We start from the raw sequence: 19,044 nt of genomic DNA on the forward strand, positions 1-19,044 counted from the left end.
CTCTGCCGAAAGTGCATAGCTGGATACCGCCAGCCCCGGCACGCTCAGCCATCATGCATCCGTGGCTTCTCGCCGCTATCCTTCTCCAGGCCGTCCCGCGCCCGCAGACGGCCCCCCCGGTCGACGCGCTGGAGCGGATGAACCAGGCGATCGACGCGCTGACACGCAAGGTCTGGCCGAGCGTCGTGCAGATCCAGGTGTCGGGCTACGGGGCGCGCGACGAGAACCCGCGCGACGACGTGAGCGCGGTGATTACGCGCCAGCGCTCAGTGGGATCGGGGTTCGTCATCGATCCCGACGGCTACATCATCACCAACGCGCACGTCGTCAACGGCGCCGAGCACATTTCCATCGTGGTGCCGCCGGCCGATGCCGACGGCTCGCTCGCCACCGCGCTCTCGCCGCGTCTCAGGGTTTTGCCGGCGCGCGTCATCGGCGTGGCGTCGGAGGTCGACCTGGCGCTGCTGCGGGTCGAGAACACCACGCTGCCGGCGCTCCCCCTCGCGGCCTACGCGCAGGTGCGGCAGGGAGAAACCGTGTTCGCATTCGGCAGCCCCGGCGGCCTGCGCAACACGCTGACTCATGGCGTCGTCTCCGCCGTGGCGAGACAGGTCGATCCTGATTCGCCGCTCATCTACATCCAGACCGACGCCCCGATCAATCCGGGCAACTCGGGCGGCCCGCTGGTCAACACGCGCGGCGAGGTCGTCGGCGTCAACACCTTCATCCTGTCGAACTCCGGCGGCAGCGACGGACTCGGCTTCGCCGTCCCGAGTGCCACCGTACGCGTCGTTTTCAAGCAGTTGCTGAAATACGGCGTGCTGCGGCGGCAGGAAGTCGGCATGAGCCTGCAGACGATCAACCACCCGATGGCCGTGTCGCTGGGGCTGCCGCGCGACGCCGGCGTGGTGGTGTCGGACGTGTGGCCCGGTGGCCCGGCAGAAGCGGCCGGTCTGAAGATCGGCGACGTCATGGTGTCGATCGACGACGAACCGGCCGACAACGTGCCGACGGTGAGCTACAAGTTCCGGCTGCGCGACAGCAAGGAGCCGGTCAAGATCGTGGTGCTGCGCGGCACCGCCGAGATGACCTTTCACGTCGCGGCGGTCGAGGAGAAGAACGAACTCGACGCCGTCTCGGGACTCGCGGATCCGCTGAAGAACCTCATCCCGGAGCTCGGGATCCTCGGCATCGAGCTCGATCCCCAGGTGGCTGCCGCCGCCAAGGGGCTGCGCGATCCGTGGGGGATCGTCGTCGTGGCGCGCGCGCCTGGCTCCGGTCCCGAGGTGCCCCTGCAGCCGCGCGACGTCATCCGCAGCGTCAACAACCAGCCGACCCCGTCGATCAAGGGACTGCGCGATCGGCTGCAGGCGCTGAAGCCCGGCTCCCCCGTCACCCTCCAGGTCCAGCGCGACGGGCGTCTGACGTTCGTGACGTTTACGCTCGACTAGCGGCGTCCGCTGCGATCACGTGCGATGGTCAGCGGCATGGATACGACAGGCTCTAGCCGGCGGTGAACGGCGCGGTCGCCTTGACGCCGCCCCACTCGATCCGCAGGGTGCCGCCCGCCGCCGTGTCGTCGATCGAGATGGTCAACTGCTCCACGGGCGCCCCCGCCTTGCCGACCGACATCGGCAGACGGCCGATCTCCAGCGCCGGCTGATACGGAATCCCCCACTGATCCGGCTTGTCGAGCCTGCCGATCACCAGCTGCCACCCCTTCTCGCCCGGAATCGTGTTGATCGTGTACGGCGTACCGGCGGCAAGCTTCACCGACCCGAACGCCAGCGGCTTGCTGCTCTTGATCGTGGTCGCTTGATCGGCGCCCGTCCGCCAGGGATTGCCGGGGGGCATCATCTGCGATTCGGGACGCCCCTTCAGAGACGGCCTCCCATACTCGATCGTAATGGCCGCGCCATCCACCGTCCACTCGCTCCGGACGTGGGGGCTGCCGCCGTTCCCCGAACCGATGTCCGTGATCTTCTGCGCGAACAGCGTCACGCCGACCGCGCAGGCCGCGATCGACACCAGCAGCGTCATCACACCTCGTCGCATGGTTCCTCCACAGCCCGATCTTACTGCGAGGGCGCGAACGCCTGCACCCGACTCGACGTGGCGTCGCGCGTGTTCGTCCAAGAGCCCTGTGAAGATCGCGGCAATCGCGTGACGGCCTGCTCCCCAGGACCCTCCACGGTGGGCCTGCCCCGACTGGCACCAGGAGGCGGCACGCCTCTGGCAGTTGCGGACGCCGCATCAACGCGAAAGGCGGATTGCATGGGCTTGGGCGCTGCGGCTGTGACAGTTTTCGCACTCGGGATTCCGGAACTGCAAGTCTCTTCGTCGTATCTGACCGCCGCCGCGTTCACGGTCATGTGCGCAACCGCCTGGATCCTGATCGCGGTCGAGTTCCGCCGGACCCGTCCCGCAGCGCAGCGAGCGGCCCTGCCCCACGTCCCCAGAGGTCCGCAGGACGATCCGCACCATCAGCGTGCGGCCTGACCTCCCCTGGACGCGACGCATCGGACGATCGTTACACCGCGCGCACACACGAACCTCTCATCCGCCCTCCGGCGACGCGTCTTACCCTGATGGAAATCAGTGGCTGATGGGCGGCCGCTCGGCCAGGCGGACGCCGGATGGCGCCCATTCGTCCGCGCCCAGCTCCGCCTCGAACGCAGCCAGGAATGCCGAGCAGCCGCTCTCGTCGGCGAATCGGTGCGTCTCAGGCGCGCGGTCGGGCCACTGAATCTCGACGAGGTACGCGCCAGTCGGCTCGTCGAGCGACGTGAGAATACGCAGTTGAGCCATCCCCTTCGAGAAGAACCAGAGCATCCTTCCTGAATTATCTCGCCCGTTCCCCGCGCCGGGATGGCGCGCGCGAAATGTTGCAGGTACGAGATCCGGGACAAAGCGATGCATTACAATTTCGCTCGTCTGAGGTGATCCCCGAAGAACCCAACCCGGCCGTCGCATCACGCGACCTGCCCGACGAGCGGCCGTGCTCCCCCAACACGCGGACCTCGATGGCAGTCGCCGCGATGGTGCGCGCCGTGCACTTCAGCGTCCCGGCGGCCGGCGCGCTGATGATGATCGGCGTGCTCGCGTACACCGGTCTCGGGTTGTTGCGCGGGTCGGTCAGTCCGGGATCGGAGATCTTCCGATCGTCATCGCTGCCGGTGACCGCCGCTGACGTCGAGACCTATCTTCCTCACGCGCTGCTGCTGTGGGCCATCGCGGGCGCGGCTCTCGGCCACGCCGCGAGGCGGCTGCGGCGAACCCGGTTCGCATGTGTCACGCTCAGCTCGGAAATCTCCTTGCAGCGATGGGGCACCCGGCTCGGCCTCGTGGCCTGCCTCAGCCTCTACCTGTTTTCGCTGGCACGCGTGTGGACCGAGACCGGTCCGATCCGTGGGGGCGCCAATCGCCCGTACGACCTCACGCCGTATTCGTCGCTGCTCGGTAACATCCCGTGGTCCGACGCCTCGGCCTACTACGGCTCGGCCCGCATGCTGCTCGACGTCGGCAGGATGGACGACTGGAGCGCGCGCCAGCCGCTCAACGCCGCGTTGCTCGCCGTCCGGCTTCGCGTGACAGGGCTCGATCTGCGCGCAGCCACCCTCCTGCAGGTGATCCTCCTCGCGTTCGCCACGTTCCTGGCGAGCCGTGCGATCGGCGTTCGTTTCGGCGCGTGGTCGGCCATTGCCAGCACGGCGCTGATGTTCGCGTTCGGGCGGATGTACTTTGCCTCGACGCTGGCGGAATCGCTCGGCCTCTCACTGGGCGCGATCGGCCTCAGTCTCCTCGTTCGCGCGATCGCGGATCGTGACGATGACGCCGCCGCGGCCGGACTCGGGACAGTGGCGTTGAGCATGTCGGCCAGGCCAGGGGCCATGTTCGTGATTCCGTGCATCTTCGTGGCCCTGTTCGCCCGGGGCCACGCGCCCCGCCGACGTCGCGTCACGTCCGCCATCCTGGCCGTCGCGCTCATCGTCGCCGGCTTCGCTTGGACGCCGCTCGTCAATGCCCTATATGGCTCAGCAGGCGGGATGGCTGGCGCGAACTTTTCGTACTACGCCGCCGGACTCGCCATGGGGGGCCGCCCGCAGGACGCCATGCAGCGCTACGCGGAGCCGTTGAACCAGCTCCCGTCCGAACGCGACAAGGCCATGTTCTTATACGCGCGCGCCGCGGAGTTGGTCCGCGCGAATCCACGGCTGTTGCTGGAAGGTCTCTCCAAGAGCGGGCGTGCGTTCTTCGCCGACATCGAACCGATGCTCGGCCGGCTCGCGCTGATCGACACGCCGGCGCTGGGGTGGACCGAGGTGGCGCTGCTCGCGATCGGGACCGTCGCGTTTTTCTTCGGCCGGAAGCATGACGTGATCTTCTGGACCAGCGTGTGGGTGGGATTGGGCCTGTCGGCGCCGCTCATCTTCAGTGGCGCGGGCTGGCGGCCGTTTGCCTCCACGTGGCCGCTGGTGGCCGCATTCGTCTCGCTTGGCGTCGCGGGCGAACTCCCGCGTGCCATGACACCCCCGCGCGCCAGGCGACCACCCTGGCGCGATGCCGAGTGGCTCTGCGTGGTCGCGATCGCAATCCTCGCGCTGGCCGGCCCCTGGGTGGCGCACGCGATCTCCCAGCGCCCGGCGCTCCAGGGCTGTGCGATCGACGCGCGCGATCCGGTGATTGTGTCCCGGAACGTCGCCTTCGAGCCGGCCGCGGCAGTCTCGACTGTGGGACGTGGCGCGGTTCGAGGCCCCGGCATTCCGACGTTCGGCGTGCGGCGGTATCGCCGCCTTGTCAACGACAGCGCCATGGAGGACGCGCCGGCGCTGCTCGCTGTCCCGGCGGGTGGGTTCGTCGTCTTCGACGCCTACGACTACGCCGGCCATCGCCTCCGACAGCTGATCGGTCCGGCCGATCTCCTCGACGTGTCAGGCCCGTGGATCTGGATGAGGACCGCGCCATACAGCTTCTACTTCCAGCGCGTCACCGAATTCGGCCCGTTCAGCGGCTGCCAGTCCATTCCGCGCCGGTAGCGGGGATCAGCCCTGGCTCGAGGTCCGTGACGACCAGCGAGGGAATCAAGTGACGACTCCGGGAGCTCTAGCGTCGGGCGCCATAGGAAACGGCCGCGGTCAGCAGATTGCCGCCGCGCGCCGTCTTCGCCTGCACGGCGAGGGCCTGGTACGCTGAGGCGCCGCCGAGTGCGTCGAGCGCCTCCGCGGCCCGGCGCTCGAACGCCTCGATATCCGGGACGCGCGGGCGTTCGTCATCCGAAAGCTCACCTTTGTATTTCGCGAACGTCGTGGTCAGCTGCGCCTTGACGACGTGCCTGGCTGCCAGGTTGAGCAGAGGATCGCCGTCCAGGATGTAGTCGTAGTACCAATTCAGGAGCTGGCTCGGCGCGCCCTTGCGGCCCATGCCCTTCCAGTAGCCGCTCATGATCCCGAAGTCGTAGAGATCATTGCTCTGACGTGCGTCGTTGGCATCGCGCGCGTGGCCCTGCCCGGGAATGGCGGGCTCCAGGTGGTAGACGAATCCCTGGCCTGCCAGATCCGCGGGCGTGAACCAGACGGCGTCGAAATAGCGCTGGTCGGCCTCGACCGGCGACAGGCGGGCGTGTGTATGCTCGTCGATCGGAAAGAAGGTTCTTCCGTCGCGAGCGTAGATGTCGTCGGCATGCCACAAGACGCGCGGCGACGGTCCGCCCCACCCATAGACGAGGCCGGCGTGTGTCCGGCTCAGAAACGAGTTGTCCTTCACTCCGCTTGCATCGTCGAGCGCGCGGGTGCTCAAGAGTGGAATGTTGACGCTGCGCGCCAGATCGACGAGCAGTTTCGCTGCCGAGTGACAACCCTCGTTCGCCATCGCCGTCTGCGTGCCCGGCAACATGCGCAGCCGATCGTCGAGCCACGCGAGCTGACGGGCGCGCGCGTCCTTGTCGGGATCGTTCAGTGGACCGTGATTGACGTTGTCGCGCAGCCAGGCGGTGAGGTTTCTGAGCGTGTCGAGCTCTGTCCGGCCCACGAGTGACCGCCCCGACGCGGACGTCTTGCCCGTAACGAAGTCGAAACCGATGCGCGGATCGCTCAGGTATTCACCGAGGGCGATGTTCTCCGGAAGATCCTGGAAGTCGCGGTTGGCTTCGATCCCGTCCGGATACGTGCGGGAGGTAGGCTTCAGCCTGGCGACGTAGCCCGTCGACGCGAGCAGACGATCGACTTCAACGGCCGGCCGGTCCGCGATGCTCCACGGGACCAGATGGTGCGCCTCGACGTAAATGACGTGGGCCGCATGCGCGGCGTACAGGTCGAAGGCGACGTCGGCTGGGATCCGCTGATGCTTTCCCTTGGCCGGATCGAGCAGCCGCATGTGCAGGTCCGGCGCGTGCGCGGCGATGCCCGCGTAGAACGAATCGAAACGGCGGCGCATCTCCGGCGACCAGTCCCCGAGGCGCTGAGGACGCCCGTCGCCGGCTGTCCAGACCAGACGCCGCGCGACGGCCGGGTGGGCCGTGAGCCACGCTTCCGGCGTGTCCGCTGCACCCGAGCCGGCGGACGCCGTGGCGGCGGCCGCGATCAGTACCAGCAGGACGCGTGAGCCCGGATTTCGGAACATCGCGTAGACGAATACCACAATACGGATGCGCGCCCACGGCTGTCACAGACGTTTCCCGATTTGCCTTCTCCGTTCATAATGCGGCGTGCGACTGCTGACGCGCCTGCTTTGGCTGCTGCGCGACTCTCCTCTTCGCACGCAAGGGGCTTTGCGCCCGGCGGCTCGAGGCCACGCTGATCGAGGGATTCTTCGAGGACGTCGAAGTGCAGCCTTCCGACGGCGCGTCGAGTCCTGATCCGTCAGCTCCCCATCAGGGGCGCGCACTCCCAAGTGCAACCCGGAGTGAGACGCCGACCTGGCGCGCATCGCCCGGCTGACCGACGAACAGGCCGGTGTTCCCCGGCGCCGCGTTCAGGAGCTCGTAGTAGTCCTTGTTCAAGAGATTGCGCGACCAGAGACTCACCGACCACGCGTGCGTCGCCCGGAAGCCGATTCGCGCGTTGAGCAGCGCGTAGCCCGGCACGACCAGATAGCGCGAATACGACGCACTCGACGAGAACGACGAACGGCTGCTCACGTCGAGCGCGGCGAACCCCAGCCCCTCGAGCCCTCGAAGCGCGAGCGGGTGCTGGTATTCCGTTCCGGTCGACCACGCCCAGCGTGAGATCCCGGGCAGCGGCGTTCCGGAGATGTCCTTGATCTGCGGACCGCCCGTCTCTTCGAGCGGCGGCGGCGCATCCGGAAACGACACGTAGCGGCCGTCGGTGTAAGTTGCTGCCGCGATCGCCGACCAGCGACGCCCGAGGTGCGCGGTCGCATCGAGCTCCGCGCCGCGGACGAGAACTCTGTCGGCGTTGGCGAGGTAGCCACGGATCACGCCGACGTCGCCGTTGGTAACTTGCGTCTGAAAGTTCCGCACGGTCGTGTCGAACACCGCAAGATTGGCCGTCACCCCGCGGAAGGCTGCCGTCTTCACACCGGCTTCGACGTTGTGCGTATCCTCCGGCTTGACAACTGCCGTCGAGAGGATCGGCCGGTTGTCGGCATCGGTCGGCAGCCCATTGAGGTTGAGGCCGACCGGCTTGAAGCCCGTCGCATAGGTCACGTAGGCCGTCGCTCGCGGCGCCGGCGTGTATTGCACGGTCAACTGACCGGAGAGGTTCGTGTCGCTGACGTCGGCGGCATACGCCTGTGGAGCGAAAATTGATTGCTGCAGCGCAATCAGCGCTGGATCGGTTGTCTGCAGACCGCCGTAGACCTGCTGATCGAACTCGACCTTCTTCTGATCGTAGTTGACACGCAGCCCCGGCAAGACCCGCAAGCGGGAGCCGAGTGACCACGTCGCCTGCCCGAAGACCGCGGCGGACGTGTCGGCATAGTCCACGACCTGGTGATACCCGTAACCGTCGAGCAGCCCTGGCGTGGCCGCCGCCGCGGTGGGCGCCAGGAGGAAACGCGCCGCGGCAGCGCCTTGTTCCTGGGTGAACGAAGGATCCGACACGATCGTCTGATGGAAGCCGAATCCACCGGCGACGACGGCCAGCGAGGGGGACAGCGACAGAGCGTAGCGGACTTCCTGCGTCCACTGCCGTTGTCGCGACGGCGCCGCCGAGATCGTCGTCACGGGCAGGCCGATGAAGTCGCGATCGCTCGACGGGTCCCAGTTCCAGTAGCGCCAGGCGGCGGTCGAGGTCACCAGGCCGCGGCCGACCGTCCAGTCGAGGTTTGTCGAAACGCCTCCGAGATCCTGGAACGACCGCAGAGGCGAGTCGACGTCGGTCAGACGATCGAAGGCGTTGAACGACGGCACGGCGTAGCCGAGATCCGCGGCAATCTGCGCGTACTGCCGGTTGAGCGGCCGCTCGGTCGGCGCCACGCCGGCAACGACCTGCGTGTAGCCGTCGGGACGCTGGCGGGTGTGGTCGAGCACTACCGTCACCGCGACTGTGCTGGACGGAGTAACGAGAAGCTGGCCGCGCAGGCCGAGATTGTCGAGATCGTTCACGGCGCTCTGCGTCCGCGTGTTGAACACCGTCCCGTCACGTTGCGTTCCCGAAAACGACACCCGGCCCGCAACCGTGCGGGCGATCGGCCCGGATGCGGATGCCTTGACCTGGAGGAATCCCACGTCGCCGGTGCTGAGCTCGACGTCGGCTTCACGTGTGAACGACGGTTTGCGCGTCGTCACGTTGATGGCGCCGGCGGTGGTGTTCTTGCCGAACAACGTGCCCTGCGGTCCGCGCAGGACCTCGATCCGCTCGACGTCCAGGAAGTCCAGCGTGGCCGCGGCCGGGCGCGCGTAGAAGACGCCGTCCACGTAGAGGCCGACGCCCGATTCGAGGCCGTCGTTGGTCAGCCCGAACGGCGCCCCGAGTCCGCGGATGTTGACCGCCGAATTGCGCGGGTTCGTCGAATAGAACTGCACTGTCGGCAGCAGTTCCTTCAACCGGTTCACGTTGAAGGCGCCGGTGTCGTTCACGTGCCGTCCATCGACGACCGACAGCGGGATGGGCACGTCCTGGGCCGCTTCTTCCACCCGCCGCGCTGTCACCACGACCGACTCGGACAGCTGCGACGGCGTCAGCGTCACGTCGACGCCGACTGCGGGTGCGTCCGTCACCACGATCTGCCGGTCGACCCCTTCGAATCCCGCGACCCGCACTTCCACGCGATAACGCCCCGGAGCCACCGCGGCGGTTCCATAGCGGCCGTCGCCATCGCTCGTCGCCTCCACGCTGGCGGTCGTGTCGAGGCCGACCACCCGGATGGTCGCGCCGGGAACGCCGGCACCGGAGCTGTCGCGGATCACTCCTGAAACAGCCTGCGCGGAGGGCTGCGCGGCGGCGGAGCCGGCCGTCACGCAGAGGAGAGCCAAACCGAACATCGTACGCAACATCAGTCACCAGGCCGATCGCAGGCGTCAGCGGAAACGCCGCGCCGTGAGACGCGGCAATACAACACAGTTGTGAAGGGCGTCAGCCGAGCGATGGAGGAGGAGAGGGGAACGTCACCTCACGCCCTGTCGTTCGGCCGCGTACACGCGCAGTTCGAAAGAACGCGGCGGCAGCGGCGACGACAACAGCGGAAGGCGGACACGCGAGACGGCATCGCAAGGCATGGGCCAGGCCTTCGTGGACTGAAATCCATGCGCGTCCGCGTGATCCAGCATATGCAACTGTTAATCAAGTATATTTACTTGTCATGAGCCAGCGTATTTCACGGATGCCGCCACGCGACCTCGCGTCGCACCTGGGCGACGGCGAACCGCGTATCGGCGACGAACGGCTGATCGGGGGGGACACCGGCCTCGCCGCCGTGATGAGCCGGGCGCGGCTGGTGTCACGAAGCGGCGCGCCCGTGTTGCTGTTCGGAGAAACCGGCACCGGCAAGGAAATCGTTGCCCGCGCCATTCACGAACACTCCCCGTTCCGCGCCGGGGTGTTCCGCCGGGTCAACTGCGGCGCGATTGCGCCCGAGTTAATCGATTCCGAACTGTTCGGGCATGAGCAGGGCGCGTTCACCGGGGCCACGGCGCGTCGCAAGGGCTGGTTCGAACAGGCGGACGGCGGGACGCTCTTCCTCGACGAAATCGGCGAACTGTCGCTGGCCGCGCAGGTGCGGCTGCTGAGGGTCGTTCAGGACAGCGAGGTCATGCGGGTGGGTGGCGAGCGTCCCGTTCACGTGCACGTTCGGATCGTCGCCGCGACGCATCGCGACCTGCCGGCGATGGTCGAACGGCAGGCGTTTCGCGAGGATCTCTACTATCGGCTGTCTGTCTTTCCGATCGTGATTCCGCCCCTGCGCGATCGCCCTGGCGACGTTCGCGCGTTCGCCGAGTATTTCGCCGAGCGGGCTGCCGACCGTTTCGGCCTCAAGCGGATCCCCGCCTCGGACGAGGACGTGCGGATCCTCTCGGAGTATCAGTGGCCGGGAAACGTCCGAGAGATGGCGGCGGTCATGGATCGCGCGGTGCTGATTGGCCAGGGGCGTGCGCTCGACGTCACGGCGGCCCTGGGTCACGCCGCCAGGCCTACGCCGGCATCGGCGCCAGGCCCGACCGGGGCCGCCGCCACGACCATCGAGCCGCTCGATGTCGTCGTGAGCCGCCACATCCAGGCGGCCGTGCAGACGACACACGGACGCATCGAGGGTCCGCACGGGGCCGCGCGGCTGCTCCGGATCAACCCCCACACGCTGCGCGCCCGCATGCGAAAGCTGAAGATCTCCTGGAGCAGCTTTCGTCCCCAGAAGAATTAGCGGCTGCGGGTGATCCGACGCCCGGGGTACTATATTGGCGCGGCAGCTTTCGGCCAGGCTCGTGCCCGCTCATCGCGATTCCCCGGTCACAACTTGACGATGAGCTGAGGCGCCGCGGCGTCCTCAGCCTGCGCTCGTGGCGCTGTTGTACTGCTCGTCGCTCACCTTCTCCATCCACTCGACCATCTTCCCGTCGAGCTGCTCCTGAATTGCCATGTGTGTCATCGCCGTGGTCGGCGCCGCGCCGTGCCAGTGCTTCTCGCCAGGCGGAAACCACACGACGTCGCCAGGACGAATCTCTTCGATGGCGCCGCCCCATCGCTGGGCTCGCCCGCACCCGGCGGTCACGATCAGCATCTGACCCAACGGATGTGTGTGCCACGCTGTTCTCGCGCCGGTTTCAAACGTCACCGCCGCACTCGCGGCGCGTCCTGGCGGCGCCGCCTGGAACAGCGGATCGATCCGTACTGTCCCGGTAAACCAGTCAGTCGGTCCCTTGCCGGATGGCTGCGTACCCGCGCGTTTTATGTCCATGTCGTTCGACCTCCGATTTCGTTGATCCTCGCCGCTCACTTCACCGTGAACACGGCCGGCCGGCTCCTCGTCTGTCCCGACGCGTTCACCAGCGTTACGGTGTGGGTGCCGGCGTTGGCGGCGTGGACGGAGGCGAAGGAGAGCGCCGCCGCGGTGGCCGGCGGCAGCGCGAGGTCGTGGGTGTCGACGAGCCTGACGGTCGCCGCATCATAGATCCGAATCGCTCCGGCACTGCCGCGCGCCGGGGACTCCGTATACGTGATCACCAGGTGCCTGTCTGGATTGACGCCCGCCGCACCGTCGGCCGGGAAGAACTAAGCGCCCTGCGCGTGCGCCGGTATCGGCAGCGCCAGCGTGACGAGGAGCAGCGAGACTCGACTCATCGGTTTGCGGCGTATTGTGCCCGAATGGCGTCCGGATTGCAGCGTCGTAACGTGGAGGAAATACGCATGGCCAAGTACGGCAAGGCAGCAGGCAAGCGCGTCAAGTCCGCGATGCACCGGAAGAAGAAGGGAACGCTGAAGAGCGGATCCGGTCGGAAAGTCACGAGCCGCAAGCAGGCAATCGCAATCGGTCTCAGCGAGGCGCGGGAAAAGGGCGCGAAGGTGCCGCGCCGGAGCAGCAAGAAGCGCTAGCGGTCCGAGTCGGACGCGAAGGCCGCCGCGACCAGGCCAGCCGTTCCGCGATCGCGACGGCAGGCCCGGGATTCCATGTTGTGACCCCTTTCGGCTCTACCCTTGACACCATTTACCCGACAATGTAAGCATTAGGTGTGACCGACCTGTCGAATCTTGGCGAGTTCGAGCACGTCGTGCTGCTCGCCGTCCTGCACCTGAGTGACGAGGCGTATGCGGTGGCCGTCCGCGACGAGATCGAGAGCCGCACCGGCCGTCGTGTCTCGCGCGGATCGGTGTACGTGACGCTCGATCGCCTCGAGACCAAGGGGTATTTGAAATCGCGCCTCGGCGATCCGACCGCTGTCCGCGGCGGCCGCGCGAAGCGCTACTACGCCCTGCGGCCCCGCGCCGTGGCCGCGCTCCAGGAGAGCCGCCGCACGCTGCTGCAGATGTGGCGAGGCGCCGACGACCGTCTGGAGGGTGCGCGGTGACCCGGCTGCCGCGCAGCCTCGAGCGGGTGCTCGCGTGGACGGTCCCGCGCGAGCAGCGGGAGCCGATCGCGGGCGATCTGATCGAGGAGCATTCACTCCGCCTGCGCGGCGGCGGCTTCGCGGCGCGCCCGCGAGCGTATGCCGGCCTGTGGTGGAGCGCCCTGCAACTCGCGGGTTCCTTCGCCTGGGAACGACTCCGGCGCGATCGCCCGCTGCCGCCGATTGCCGGTGAGTCGGCTCGGCGATCGTCCCTCTGGGACATGCTCGCGCACGACGCGGCCTTCGGCGTTCGAATGCTGCGCCGGCAGCCGGCCTTCGCCGCCATCGCCATCGCGGTGCTGGCGCTGGGAATCGGCGCCAACACTGCGATGTTCGGGTTCGTCAACGCCGTGCTCTGGCGGCCGCTGCCGTTTCCGCGGGCCGATCGCATCGTCTCGCTCGGTGAGCAGCGGCCGCACGAGAACCGGTGGTTCGGACCGATCGCGCCAGCAGACTTCTTCGACTGGCGGCGCGACAGCCGATCGTTCTCGGCGATGGCCGCGTCGATGGTGCCCCCGTCTGGCGCGTTCAACCTGACGGGCGCCGGCGAGCCCGAGCGCGTGCGGGCCATCCAGGTGACGCCGGCGTTCCTGACCGTGCTCGGCATAGTCCCTGCGCTCGGCCGCGATTTCAGGCCTGACGAGGAAACCGACGGCCGGCAGCGCGTCGCGCTCCTCTCCGACGGGCTCTGGCGCCGGCGGTTCGGAGCGGATCCGGCGATCGTCGGACGCACGGTCGAATTCGACAGCCACACCTTCGAAGTCATCGGCGTGTTACCGGCGCGGTTCTGGTGGCCGACGCGGCCTGACGCCGTGGTGCCGCTGGCGCTCACCAACCACGATCGGGCTCTCCGCGGCGCGCATTTTCTGGAGGCCGTCGCAAGGGTCGGAGACGGCGTGTCGATCGATCAGGCGCGGGAGGAGCTCCGTGTGCTCAGCGCTCGCCTGTCACAGGACTATCCCGCCGTGAACAGCGGCCATGCGGCGAACCTGCGCCCGCTGCGCGACGCCTTCGTCGGCGACGTGCGCCAGGCCCTGCTCGTGCTGCTGGGGGCGGTGGCGTTCGTACTGCTGATTGCCTGCGCCAACGTCGCGACGCTGCAGCTCGCGCGAGCCGCCGGGCGTCACAAAGAACTCTCGATCCGCCGCGCAGTCGGCGCGTCGCGCCTCAGGGTCGTTCAGCAGCTCATGACGGAGAGCCTCGTCATCGCGCTCGTCGGCGGCGCCGCCGGGCTCCTCGTCGCTGCGGGCGCACTGGCGCTCATGCGCGGCGTTCTGCCGACGCAGTTCGCGGGACTGCCGGGCATCTCGGCGGTCGGTCTCGACGGCCGGGCCGTCGCCGCCGCCTTCGGTTTCTCGACGATCACGGCACTCGTGTTTGGCATCGTACCGGCGCTCGCCTCTTCCGATGCGGGCCTCGCCGCGACGTTGACCGAAGAGACCCGCGGATCGACTGCCAGCGCGGCCGCGCAGCGGTGGCGCGCGGCGCTGGTGGTGACCGAGCTCGCCTTGTCACTCGTGCTCCTCAGCAGCGCCGCGCTCCTGCTCGTCAGCTTCCAGCGTTTGATCAACGTCCCGCTCGGCTTCCAGCCGGCGCAGCTGACTACTGCTGATCTCAGACTGCCCGGCGCCAGATACGACGAACACGCGCGAACCGTCGCCTTTGTCGACGCGCTGTTCGCACGTGTGCGCGTCGCGCCGGGCGTCCAGCATGCCGCCGCGACGACAGCGCTGCCGCTCGTCGGCGGTGACTCGCGGCTCGATCTCGTCATCGAGCATCGAGCGCCGTCGCCCGGAGCGGTACCGATGAGAGCGGATGCGCGGCTCGTATCGACGGACTACTTCGCGACGCTTGGGATCCCGCTCGTCCGCGGCCGGTTCTTCACCGAGCACGACACCGAATCGTCGGCGAAGGTCGCGATCCTCAACGCCGCAGCGGTGCGCCGCTACTGGCCCGGCGAGGATCCCCTCGGCCGCCGCATCAGTCTCGGCGCCGACGACGACTGGCGCGGGGTCGTCGGCGTTGTCGGCGATACGCATAACGAAGGACTCGACGTAGACGCCGAGCCTGCGGCATACCTGCCGCAGCGGCAGCTCTTCGAAAACCTGGGCTCCGCCTTCGAGCGGACGATGACGATCGTGATCCGGTCGTCCAACGATACGGCTGCGAACGCCTCGATCATCCGTTCGGCCCTGTCGTCCGTTGATCCTCAGCTTCCGACTGGCCCGGTCAGGAAGATGGAGGAGGTCATCGGCGACTCGATCGCGCCCCGGCGGCTGAATCTGGTGGTCGTCGTCGCGCTCACGTTCATGGCGCTCGTGCTGACGGGCGCCGGCCTCTACGGCGTCATGTCATACATCGTCGCCCAGCGGACGAGGGAGATCGGCGTGCGAATGGCGCTCGGCGCGAGCCGCCGGCAAGTGCTCGGGATGATGTTCGGCCAGGCGTTGCGGGTGATGGCCGCCGGCATCGGCATCGGCGTGGCCGGGGCGCTGGCGCTGACGCGATCGATGTCGTCGCTCCTGTTCGGCGTGAACGCCGGGGATCCGCTGATCTACGTCGCCGTGTCGGTGCTGCTGGCGGCGGTCGGCCTCGCGGCGGTGGCGGTTCCGGCGTCGCGCGCGACGCGGATCGACCCGCTGGCGGCGCTCCGGAACTAGACACAGTGGTATGTCAGCACCCTATCGCGTCTAGGTGTCTCTTCACGTTGGTACGGACTCACCTCGTCGGCGATCGTGTCGAAGCCCGACGCAACGTTCGAGGGCACGGGCACGTCGACCCGCGGCACCACCGAAATGAGCACCGGCATCATCAGCATCGTCACCATGACGGCCGACCATGCGGCGTGGCGCGCCGCGCCGGAGCGCACGCGCAGTCCGACCAGCACGAGACCGACGGCCGTGGCAGCCACGACGCTGCGAAACGAAACGTCGAGAGCCAGGTGCAGCATGGACACCTCGCTACTTTCGATCGTTGATCCTGGTGGCGAGCCTGCGGATCTGCGCTGGAGTCAGCAGCTTCTCGTCCACCGTTCCCGCGAGGAACTGCTCCGCCGACCCCGACCAGAAGCGATCGATCAGCTGGCGGACGGAGCGCGCCGCAAGGCTGCGCGGCGGCACCGCGGCCCGGTAGACGAACGCTCTCGCGCGATCGGTCGATGCGTCCGCGGTCGAAGAAGCGACCCGCGGGCGACCGCTTATTTCACGGTGACGATCGCGCGAGGGTGGTGCGCTCCCATTGCGCGCGGTGGAGCGCATCGCTGAATCCCGTTGACTGTTCGCCAAGGGTGAACGGGGCCCGGCCCGAGAGCCTACCCCCGGCGCCCGTACCGCAGCAGGGCGATTGCGCCGCTGCCGAGAAGCAGCAGCGACGCGGGCTCCGGTGTGGGAGAGGCGCCAGGATTGTCATCGACGGATGTCAGATCGAAAGTAAAGGCAAAGGAACTGTTCGCGGCGCCGCTGCCGCTGCTGGGTCCGTCATAGGTCCCCGACGACTGCGAGAAGAGTTGTAACGCGTACGTGCCTGGGTCGAGCACGCCGGTGTGCGAGCGGGAGAATTGCGCCGTGCCGTTCGTCTGCTGATCCAAATCCTCGAAGATGTTGTTGCTGTCGCTGTCGATCAACGAGGCCCCCCATGCGCCATAGGTGCGGCCGTACCGGTCGTCACTGTCGGCGCCAGCGCCAGCCTCGAACTGCCCCGCAAAGTCGAAGGCGTAGCTCGTCGGCAGAACAAACAAGACGTTGTACTCCGCTCCCGCCCCTGTGTCCGCCGTCCCCGCCCAGGTCACGCTGGTGTTGGCGGTCCCGGACATGTGGGCCGGATCGCGGTAGGACGAATCCAACTGACTGATCGAGGTTCCGACGCTTGTGCCGGCCAACGCGGCCAGCGTGACCTGCATGTGATCGCTCGGCGTATCGCCGGGGTCGAATTTGAACGACGATTCGCCGCTGCCGTCGTAGACGCTCGCCAGTGTCGGGGTCGAACGCTGGTCCACGGTAATCGTGATCCCGTCGGCCGCGCCAAGCGCAGAGCAACCGAAGAGGATGGCTGTGCCGACCGCTGCCGTCAGTCTCACCTGCATACTCGCTCCTTCGCCCACGCGCTGTCGCAGGCAGGGTCTGCGTCAGCAAACGTCAGGCCGGTATTCCGACCGGGATAAAGGCAGCGGCGTGGGAGATCGGGACAAGTCCTCAGCCTGGAATGGCAAACCCTGGGACGCCTGGCACTATGGCTGTCGGCCCAGACCTCGACCGTATCAGGGAGTCGTCGGCCAGTGTGTCGAGATGGTGGCCCGCCTGCTGGCGAGCATGACCTGCGCGCACGACTGTATACCTTGCTGCCGCTCTTCTATCTGGCCGGGCTGCTCTTCTGGCGGCACCGCATCCTTGCAAACATCGACGCTGACGAAGGGACACCTAAGGTCGTTCCGCTGACGGTCAGTCTCGTCGTAGCGTGGTTCCTCGTGTTCGCCGCTTCGCTGTTCGGCTTCGACGTCAGCATCGATCAGCACTTCACCTGGATCGCGGCCTTCAGCAACGTAGCGGTGACGCACTGGCCGATCGGTGAACCGTTCTGACGGATTTGCCCCTGTGACAATCGTGATAACGTCAGCCAAAATGAGGCAAGAGTCGATGCGCACGTCAAATGCGCGTCGGGGCACGACTTACGCTATTTTTTTCGACGCGGAGGGATGGCCGAGTGGTCGATGGCGGTGGTCTTGAAATGACACGTGTCACCGGAAGAGACGCGCGCGGTCGAAACGGCTGTTGGGAGGGAAATCTTATGATTCGACGGACGATCCGTTCTCTCGCCATCTCACGTGCCGTGAGCGCGGGGTTCGACCCGACTTCGGCGTTGTTGGCGACGGGCAATGACGCGTGCGCTCTTCTCACGAAGGCAGAAATCCAGAAAGAGACGGGCTTGATCGTCGCGGATGCAACCCCGGGAAAACCCGTGCCCGGCGTACTTGGAAGATGCACCTAGGAGGGAACTGGCAATTCGCGGGTGATCGTCACGCTCGCCGATGCACAGCATATGGGATTGACCGTGAAGGCCCAGCAGAAAACGGGCGAAGACATCAAGGGACTGGGCTCGACGGCTGTTGGCGTCAAAGGCGCTGGGTTTACCGGTGGGGGCTACATCGTAAGCGTGCTCGACGCGAAGGGCGGTTTCGGCGTCAGCATCCTCGGAAAAGACGGCACGCGGGAGCGGACCGTCGCGCTCGCCAGAGTCGTCGAAAGCCACCGCTAGATGTGCTTTCTAACCAATCGTCAACAACTCGCCCGCTCGTGGCGGGGGGAGCGAGCTTCGCTGACCTGAATCGGCGGCGAGTCCGATGATTCCAACCGCGCACGTGGTTGTCGAGCGAGACTGAATGGAGGGTCACCGTCCGGCGCACAGAGGCACGTCGACGACCTTCGGCAGTTTGTACGCGCCGCCAGTCAGACAATCGACCCCCATCATGAGCGGGACCGTCGTCAGCACCTGCCGGGCGTACTGTCCGCCTGGATGGTGGTGTCGTAGCCCTGCATGGCGATCGGATTCGCGAACACCAGATTGCCGGCAATCCAGCCGCTGACGTTTCTTTTCAGCGGCATCTCCGCAGCCATCAGTATCGAGCGACCACGATTCACTTCGCTCCGACCACCATGGCGGTCGGCGTGATCGGCCCAGATATACTCGACCTTGTTCCTGTTTTCCCCCGCGTTCGATGTACTCGGAGTAGCGTGAGGCGCGGCCGGACCTCGCTTCCACGTAGTCGGTCAGCCGCTGCTGGCCGTCGATGAGGCGCGAGTTTGCAGACCTGGTTTCTCGGCCGCTGTCGCTCGGGCTAACCTCATCCCACCTCGACATTCCCGCGTCGCAGCATGCCAACGGCGACCAGCGCCTATCGTCCGAGGGTTCTCGGGTTCCTGCTGCGGATGAGCCGGAATAGAACGCTCGCCGAGGATTTGCTGGACGAAACGTGGCTCCGGCTGGTGAGGCACGCGCACGCGCTGCGACCCGACACGCGGATGGGACCGTGGCTCTTCACAGTCGCGCGCAATCTGTACTGGACCGCTCGCCGCGACGGGCTCGCGCACGAAACGCAAGTCCCTCAGCTGCTGGCGCTCTGGCCGTCTCCGACACCCTGGCCGTCGCCGTTCGACCTCGCGGCGGCCGGTGAACTTGAGCGGCGCGTCGAACGCGCGCTCCACGCTGTCGCCGCACCACCGGGAAGTCATCCTGCTCGTCGCGCACGAGGTATTGACGCCCACGGAAGCAGCAGCGGTGTGCGGGGTCACTCCAGAAGCCCTTCGGCAGCGCTTATCCCGCGCACGCGCAGCCCTCGTGGAGAAGCTCGGCGAGACGCCGGCCGTGGCGAAACTCAAGAAGGCAGACGGGATATGACGATGGACAACCCGCAAGATGATCGATTGCTGGCCACAGTGGCGAGCCTCAGGACTCACGATGTCTCCCTTCGTCACACACGCGCGCTCCGCAGCCGCTGCCACGCGGTGCTGCGGACGCGGTCACGACGGAACCCACCCACGGCAGCCAGCATGGCG

General features: G+C 67.2%; 18 protein-coding genes. 9 read left to right on the forward strand and 9 right to left on the reverse strand.

Annotated features, from left to right (window positions below; genetic code table 11):
* Positions 1–53 precede the first annotated feature (53 nt).
* Positions 54–1,451, forward strand: coding sequence for a trypsin-like peptidase domain-containing protein (locus VGI12_15035; protein HEY2433987.1), 1,398 nt, complete (start codon positions 54–56; stop codon positions 1,449–1,451).
* A 52-nt stretch (positions 1,452–1,503) separates the two neighbouring features.
* On the opposite strand, the gene VGI12_15040 is transcribed toward VGI12_15035, so the two are convergent.
* Positions 1,504–2,055, reverse strand: coding sequence for a DUF2911 domain-containing protein (locus tag VGI12_15040; GenBank protein HEY2433988.1), 552 nt, complete (start codon positions 2,053–2,055; stop codon positions 1,504–1,506).
* A 240-nt stretch (positions 2,056–2,295) separates the two neighbouring features.
* Between VGI12_15040 and VGI12_15045 the strand changes: the two genes are divergently transcribed.
* The gene (locus tag VGI12_15045; protein HEY2433989.1) at positions 2,296–2,499 is read left to right on the forward strand and encodes a hypothetical protein; all 204 of its coding nucleotides are present in this window, start codon (positions 2,296–2,298) and stop codon (positions 2,497–2,499) included.
* Between the two features lie 96 nt (positions 2,500–2,595).
* Here VGI12_15045 and VGI12_15050 read toward each other — a convergent pair whose 3' ends face one another.
* Positions 2,596–2,832: a hypothetical protein gene (locus tag VGI12_15050; protein HEY2433990.1), complete on the reverse strand. Its 237-nt coding sequence runs from the start codon at positions 2,830–2,832 to the stop codon at positions 2,596–2,598.
* A gap of 107 nt (positions 2,833–2,939) precedes the next feature.
* Between VGI12_15050 and VGI12_15055 the strand changes: the two genes are divergently transcribed.
* On the forward strand, positions 2,940–5,036 hold the full coding sequence (locus VGI12_15055) for a hypothetical protein (protein ID HEY2433991.1): 2,097 nt from the start codon (positions 2,940–2,942) through the stop codon (positions 5,034–5,036).
* Between the two features lie 67 nt (positions 5,037–5,103).
* On the opposite strand, the gene VGI12_15060 is transcribed toward VGI12_15055, so the two are convergent.
* Positions 5,104–6,618, reverse strand: a complete 1,515-nt coding sequence (locus VGI12_15060) for a hypothetical protein (protein HEY2433992.1) — start codon at positions 6,616–6,618, stop codon at positions 5,104–5,106.
* Between the two features lie 250 nt (positions 6,619–6,868).
* Positions 6,869–9,433, reverse strand: coding sequence for a TonB-dependent receptor (locus VGI12_15065; GenBank protein HEY2433993.1), 2,565 nt, complete (start codon positions 9,431–9,433; stop codon positions 6,869–6,871).
* Positions 9,434–9,759: 326 nt separating this feature from the next.
* Here VGI12_15065 and VGI12_15070 point away from each other — a divergent pair, with 326 nt between their 5' ends.
* Entirely contained in the window at positions 9,760–10,815 is a 1,056-nt protein-coding gene (locus VGI12_15070; GenBank protein HEY2433994.1) for a sigma-54 dependent transcriptional regulator, read from the forward strand.
* Between the two features lie 123 nt (positions 10,816–10,938).
* Here the strand turns inward: VGI12_15070 and VGI12_15075 are convergent, their stop codons facing one another.
* A complete protein-coding gene (locus VGI12_15075; protein ID HEY2433995.1) occupies positions 10,939–11,349 on the reverse strand; it encodes a cupin domain-containing protein in 411 nt (136 codons plus the stop codon).
* Positions 11,350–11,384: 35 nt separating this feature from the next.
* Positions 11,385–11,615: a hypothetical protein gene (locus VGI12_15080; GenBank protein HEY2433996.1), complete on the reverse strand. Its 231-nt coding sequence runs from the start codon at positions 11,613–11,615 to the stop codon at positions 11,385–11,387.
* A 3-nt stretch (positions 11,616–11,618) separates the two neighbouring features.
* Between VGI12_15080 and VGI12_15085 the strand changes: the two genes are divergently transcribed.
* The 3 genes from VGI12_15085 to VGI12_15095 all read left to right on the forward strand — a co-directional run bounded on the left by VGI12_15085 (position 11,619) and on the right by VGI12_15095 (position 15,156).
* Positions 11,619–11,984, forward strand: coding sequence for a DUF6496 domain-containing protein (locus VGI12_15085; protein ID HEY2433997.1), 366 nt, complete (start codon positions 11,619–11,621; stop codon positions 11,982–11,984).
* 137 nt (positions 11,985–12,121) lie between these two features.
* Positions 12,122–12,457 carry a helix-turn-helix transcriptional regulator gene (locus VGI12_15090; protein HEY2433998.1) on the forward strand — a complete coding sequence of 112 codons (336 nt, stop codon included), beginning with the start codon at positions 12,122–12,124 and terminating at the stop codon, positions 12,455–12,457.
* Complete coding sequence (locus tag VGI12_15095) at positions 12,454–15,156, forward strand: ABC transporter permease (GenBank protein ID HEY2433999.1); 2,703 nt, start codon at positions 12,454–12,456, stop codon at positions 15,154–15,156. The genes VGI12_15090 and VGI12_15095 overlap by 4 nt, the downstream gene beginning before the upstream one ends.
* On the opposite strand, the gene VGI12_15100 is transcribed toward VGI12_15095, so the two are convergent.
* The 3 genes from VGI12_15100 to VGI12_15110 are packed head-to-tail and all read right to left on the reverse strand — an operon-like array spanning position 15,153 to position 16,577.
* Positions 15,153–15,446, reverse strand: coding sequence for a hypothetical protein (locus tag VGI12_15100; GenBank protein ID HEY2434000.1), 294 nt, complete (start codon positions 15,444–15,446; stop codon positions 15,153–15,155). The two genes, VGI12_15095 and VGI12_15100, sit on opposite strands and share 4 nt — an antisense overlap.
* Positions 15,447–15,456: 10 nt before the next feature.
* On the reverse strand, positions 15,457–15,753 hold the full coding sequence (locus VGI12_15105) for a BlaI/MecI/CopY family transcriptional regulator (GenBank protein ID HEY2434001.1): 297 nt from the start codon (positions 15,751–15,753) through the stop codon (positions 15,457–15,459).
* A 53-nt stretch (positions 15,754–15,806) separates the two neighbouring features.
* A complete protein-coding gene (locus VGI12_15110; protein ID HEY2434002.1) occupies positions 15,807–16,577 on the reverse strand; it encodes a PEP-CTERM sorting domain-containing protein in 771 nt (256 codons plus the stop codon).
* 252 nt (positions 16,578–16,829) lie between these two features.
* Here VGI12_15110 and VGI12_15115 point away from each other — a divergent pair, with 252 nt between their 5' ends.
* A complete protein-coding gene (locus VGI12_15115; GenBank protein HEY2434003.1) occupies positions 16,830–17,072 on the forward strand; it encodes a hypothetical protein in 243 nt (80 codons plus the stop codon).
* 428 nt (positions 17,073–17,500) lie between these two features.
* Positions 17,501–17,746, forward strand: coding sequence for a hypothetical protein (locus tag VGI12_15120; protein HEY2434004.1), 246 nt, complete (start codon positions 17,501–17,503; stop codon positions 17,744–17,746).
* The last annotated feature ends 1,298 nt before the right edge of the window (positions 17,747–19,044 follow it).

This window comes from Vicinamibacterales bacterium (genome assembly GCA_036496585.1).
Lineage (GTDB): Bacteria > Acidobacteriota > Vicinamibacteria > Vicinamibacterales > 2-12-FULL-66-21 > JAICSD01.

Coding starts and splice junctions, on each gene's coding strand:
- VGI12_15035 (HEY2433987.1), top strand. CDS start 54: ATGCATCCGTGGCTTCTCGCCGCTATCCTTCTCCAGGCCGTCCCGCGC.
- VGI12_15040 (HEY2433988.1), bottom strand. CDS start 2,055: ATGCGACGAGGTGTGATGACGCTGCTGGTGTCGATCGCGGCCTGCGCG.
- VGI12_15050 (HEY2433990.1), bottom strand. CDS start 2,832: ATGCTCTGGTTCTTCTCGAAGGGGATGGCTCAACTGCGTATTCTCACG.
- VGI12_15060 (HEY2433992.1), bottom strand. CDS start 6,618: ATGTTCCGAAATCCGGGCTCACGCGTCCTGCTGGTACTGATCGCGGCC.
- VGI12_15070 (HEY2433994.1), top strand. CDS start 9,760: ATGAGCCAGCGTATTTCACGGATGCCGCCACGCGACCTCGCGTCGCAC.
- VGI12_15075 (HEY2433995.1), bottom strand. CDS start 11,349: ATGGACATAAAACGCGCGGGTACGCAGCCATCCGGCAAGGGACCGACT.
- VGI12_15100 (HEY2434000.1), bottom strand. CDS start 15,446: ATGCTGCACCTGGCTCTCGACGTTTCGTTTCGCAGCGTCGTGGCTGCC.
- VGI12_15105 (HEY2434001.1), bottom strand. CDS start 15,753: ATGCGCTCCACCGCGCGCAATGGGAGCGCACCACCCTCGCGCGATCGT.
- VGI12_15110 (HEY2434002.1), bottom strand. CDS start 16,577: ATGCAGGTGAGACTGACGGCAGCGGTCGGCACAGCCATCCTCTTCGGT.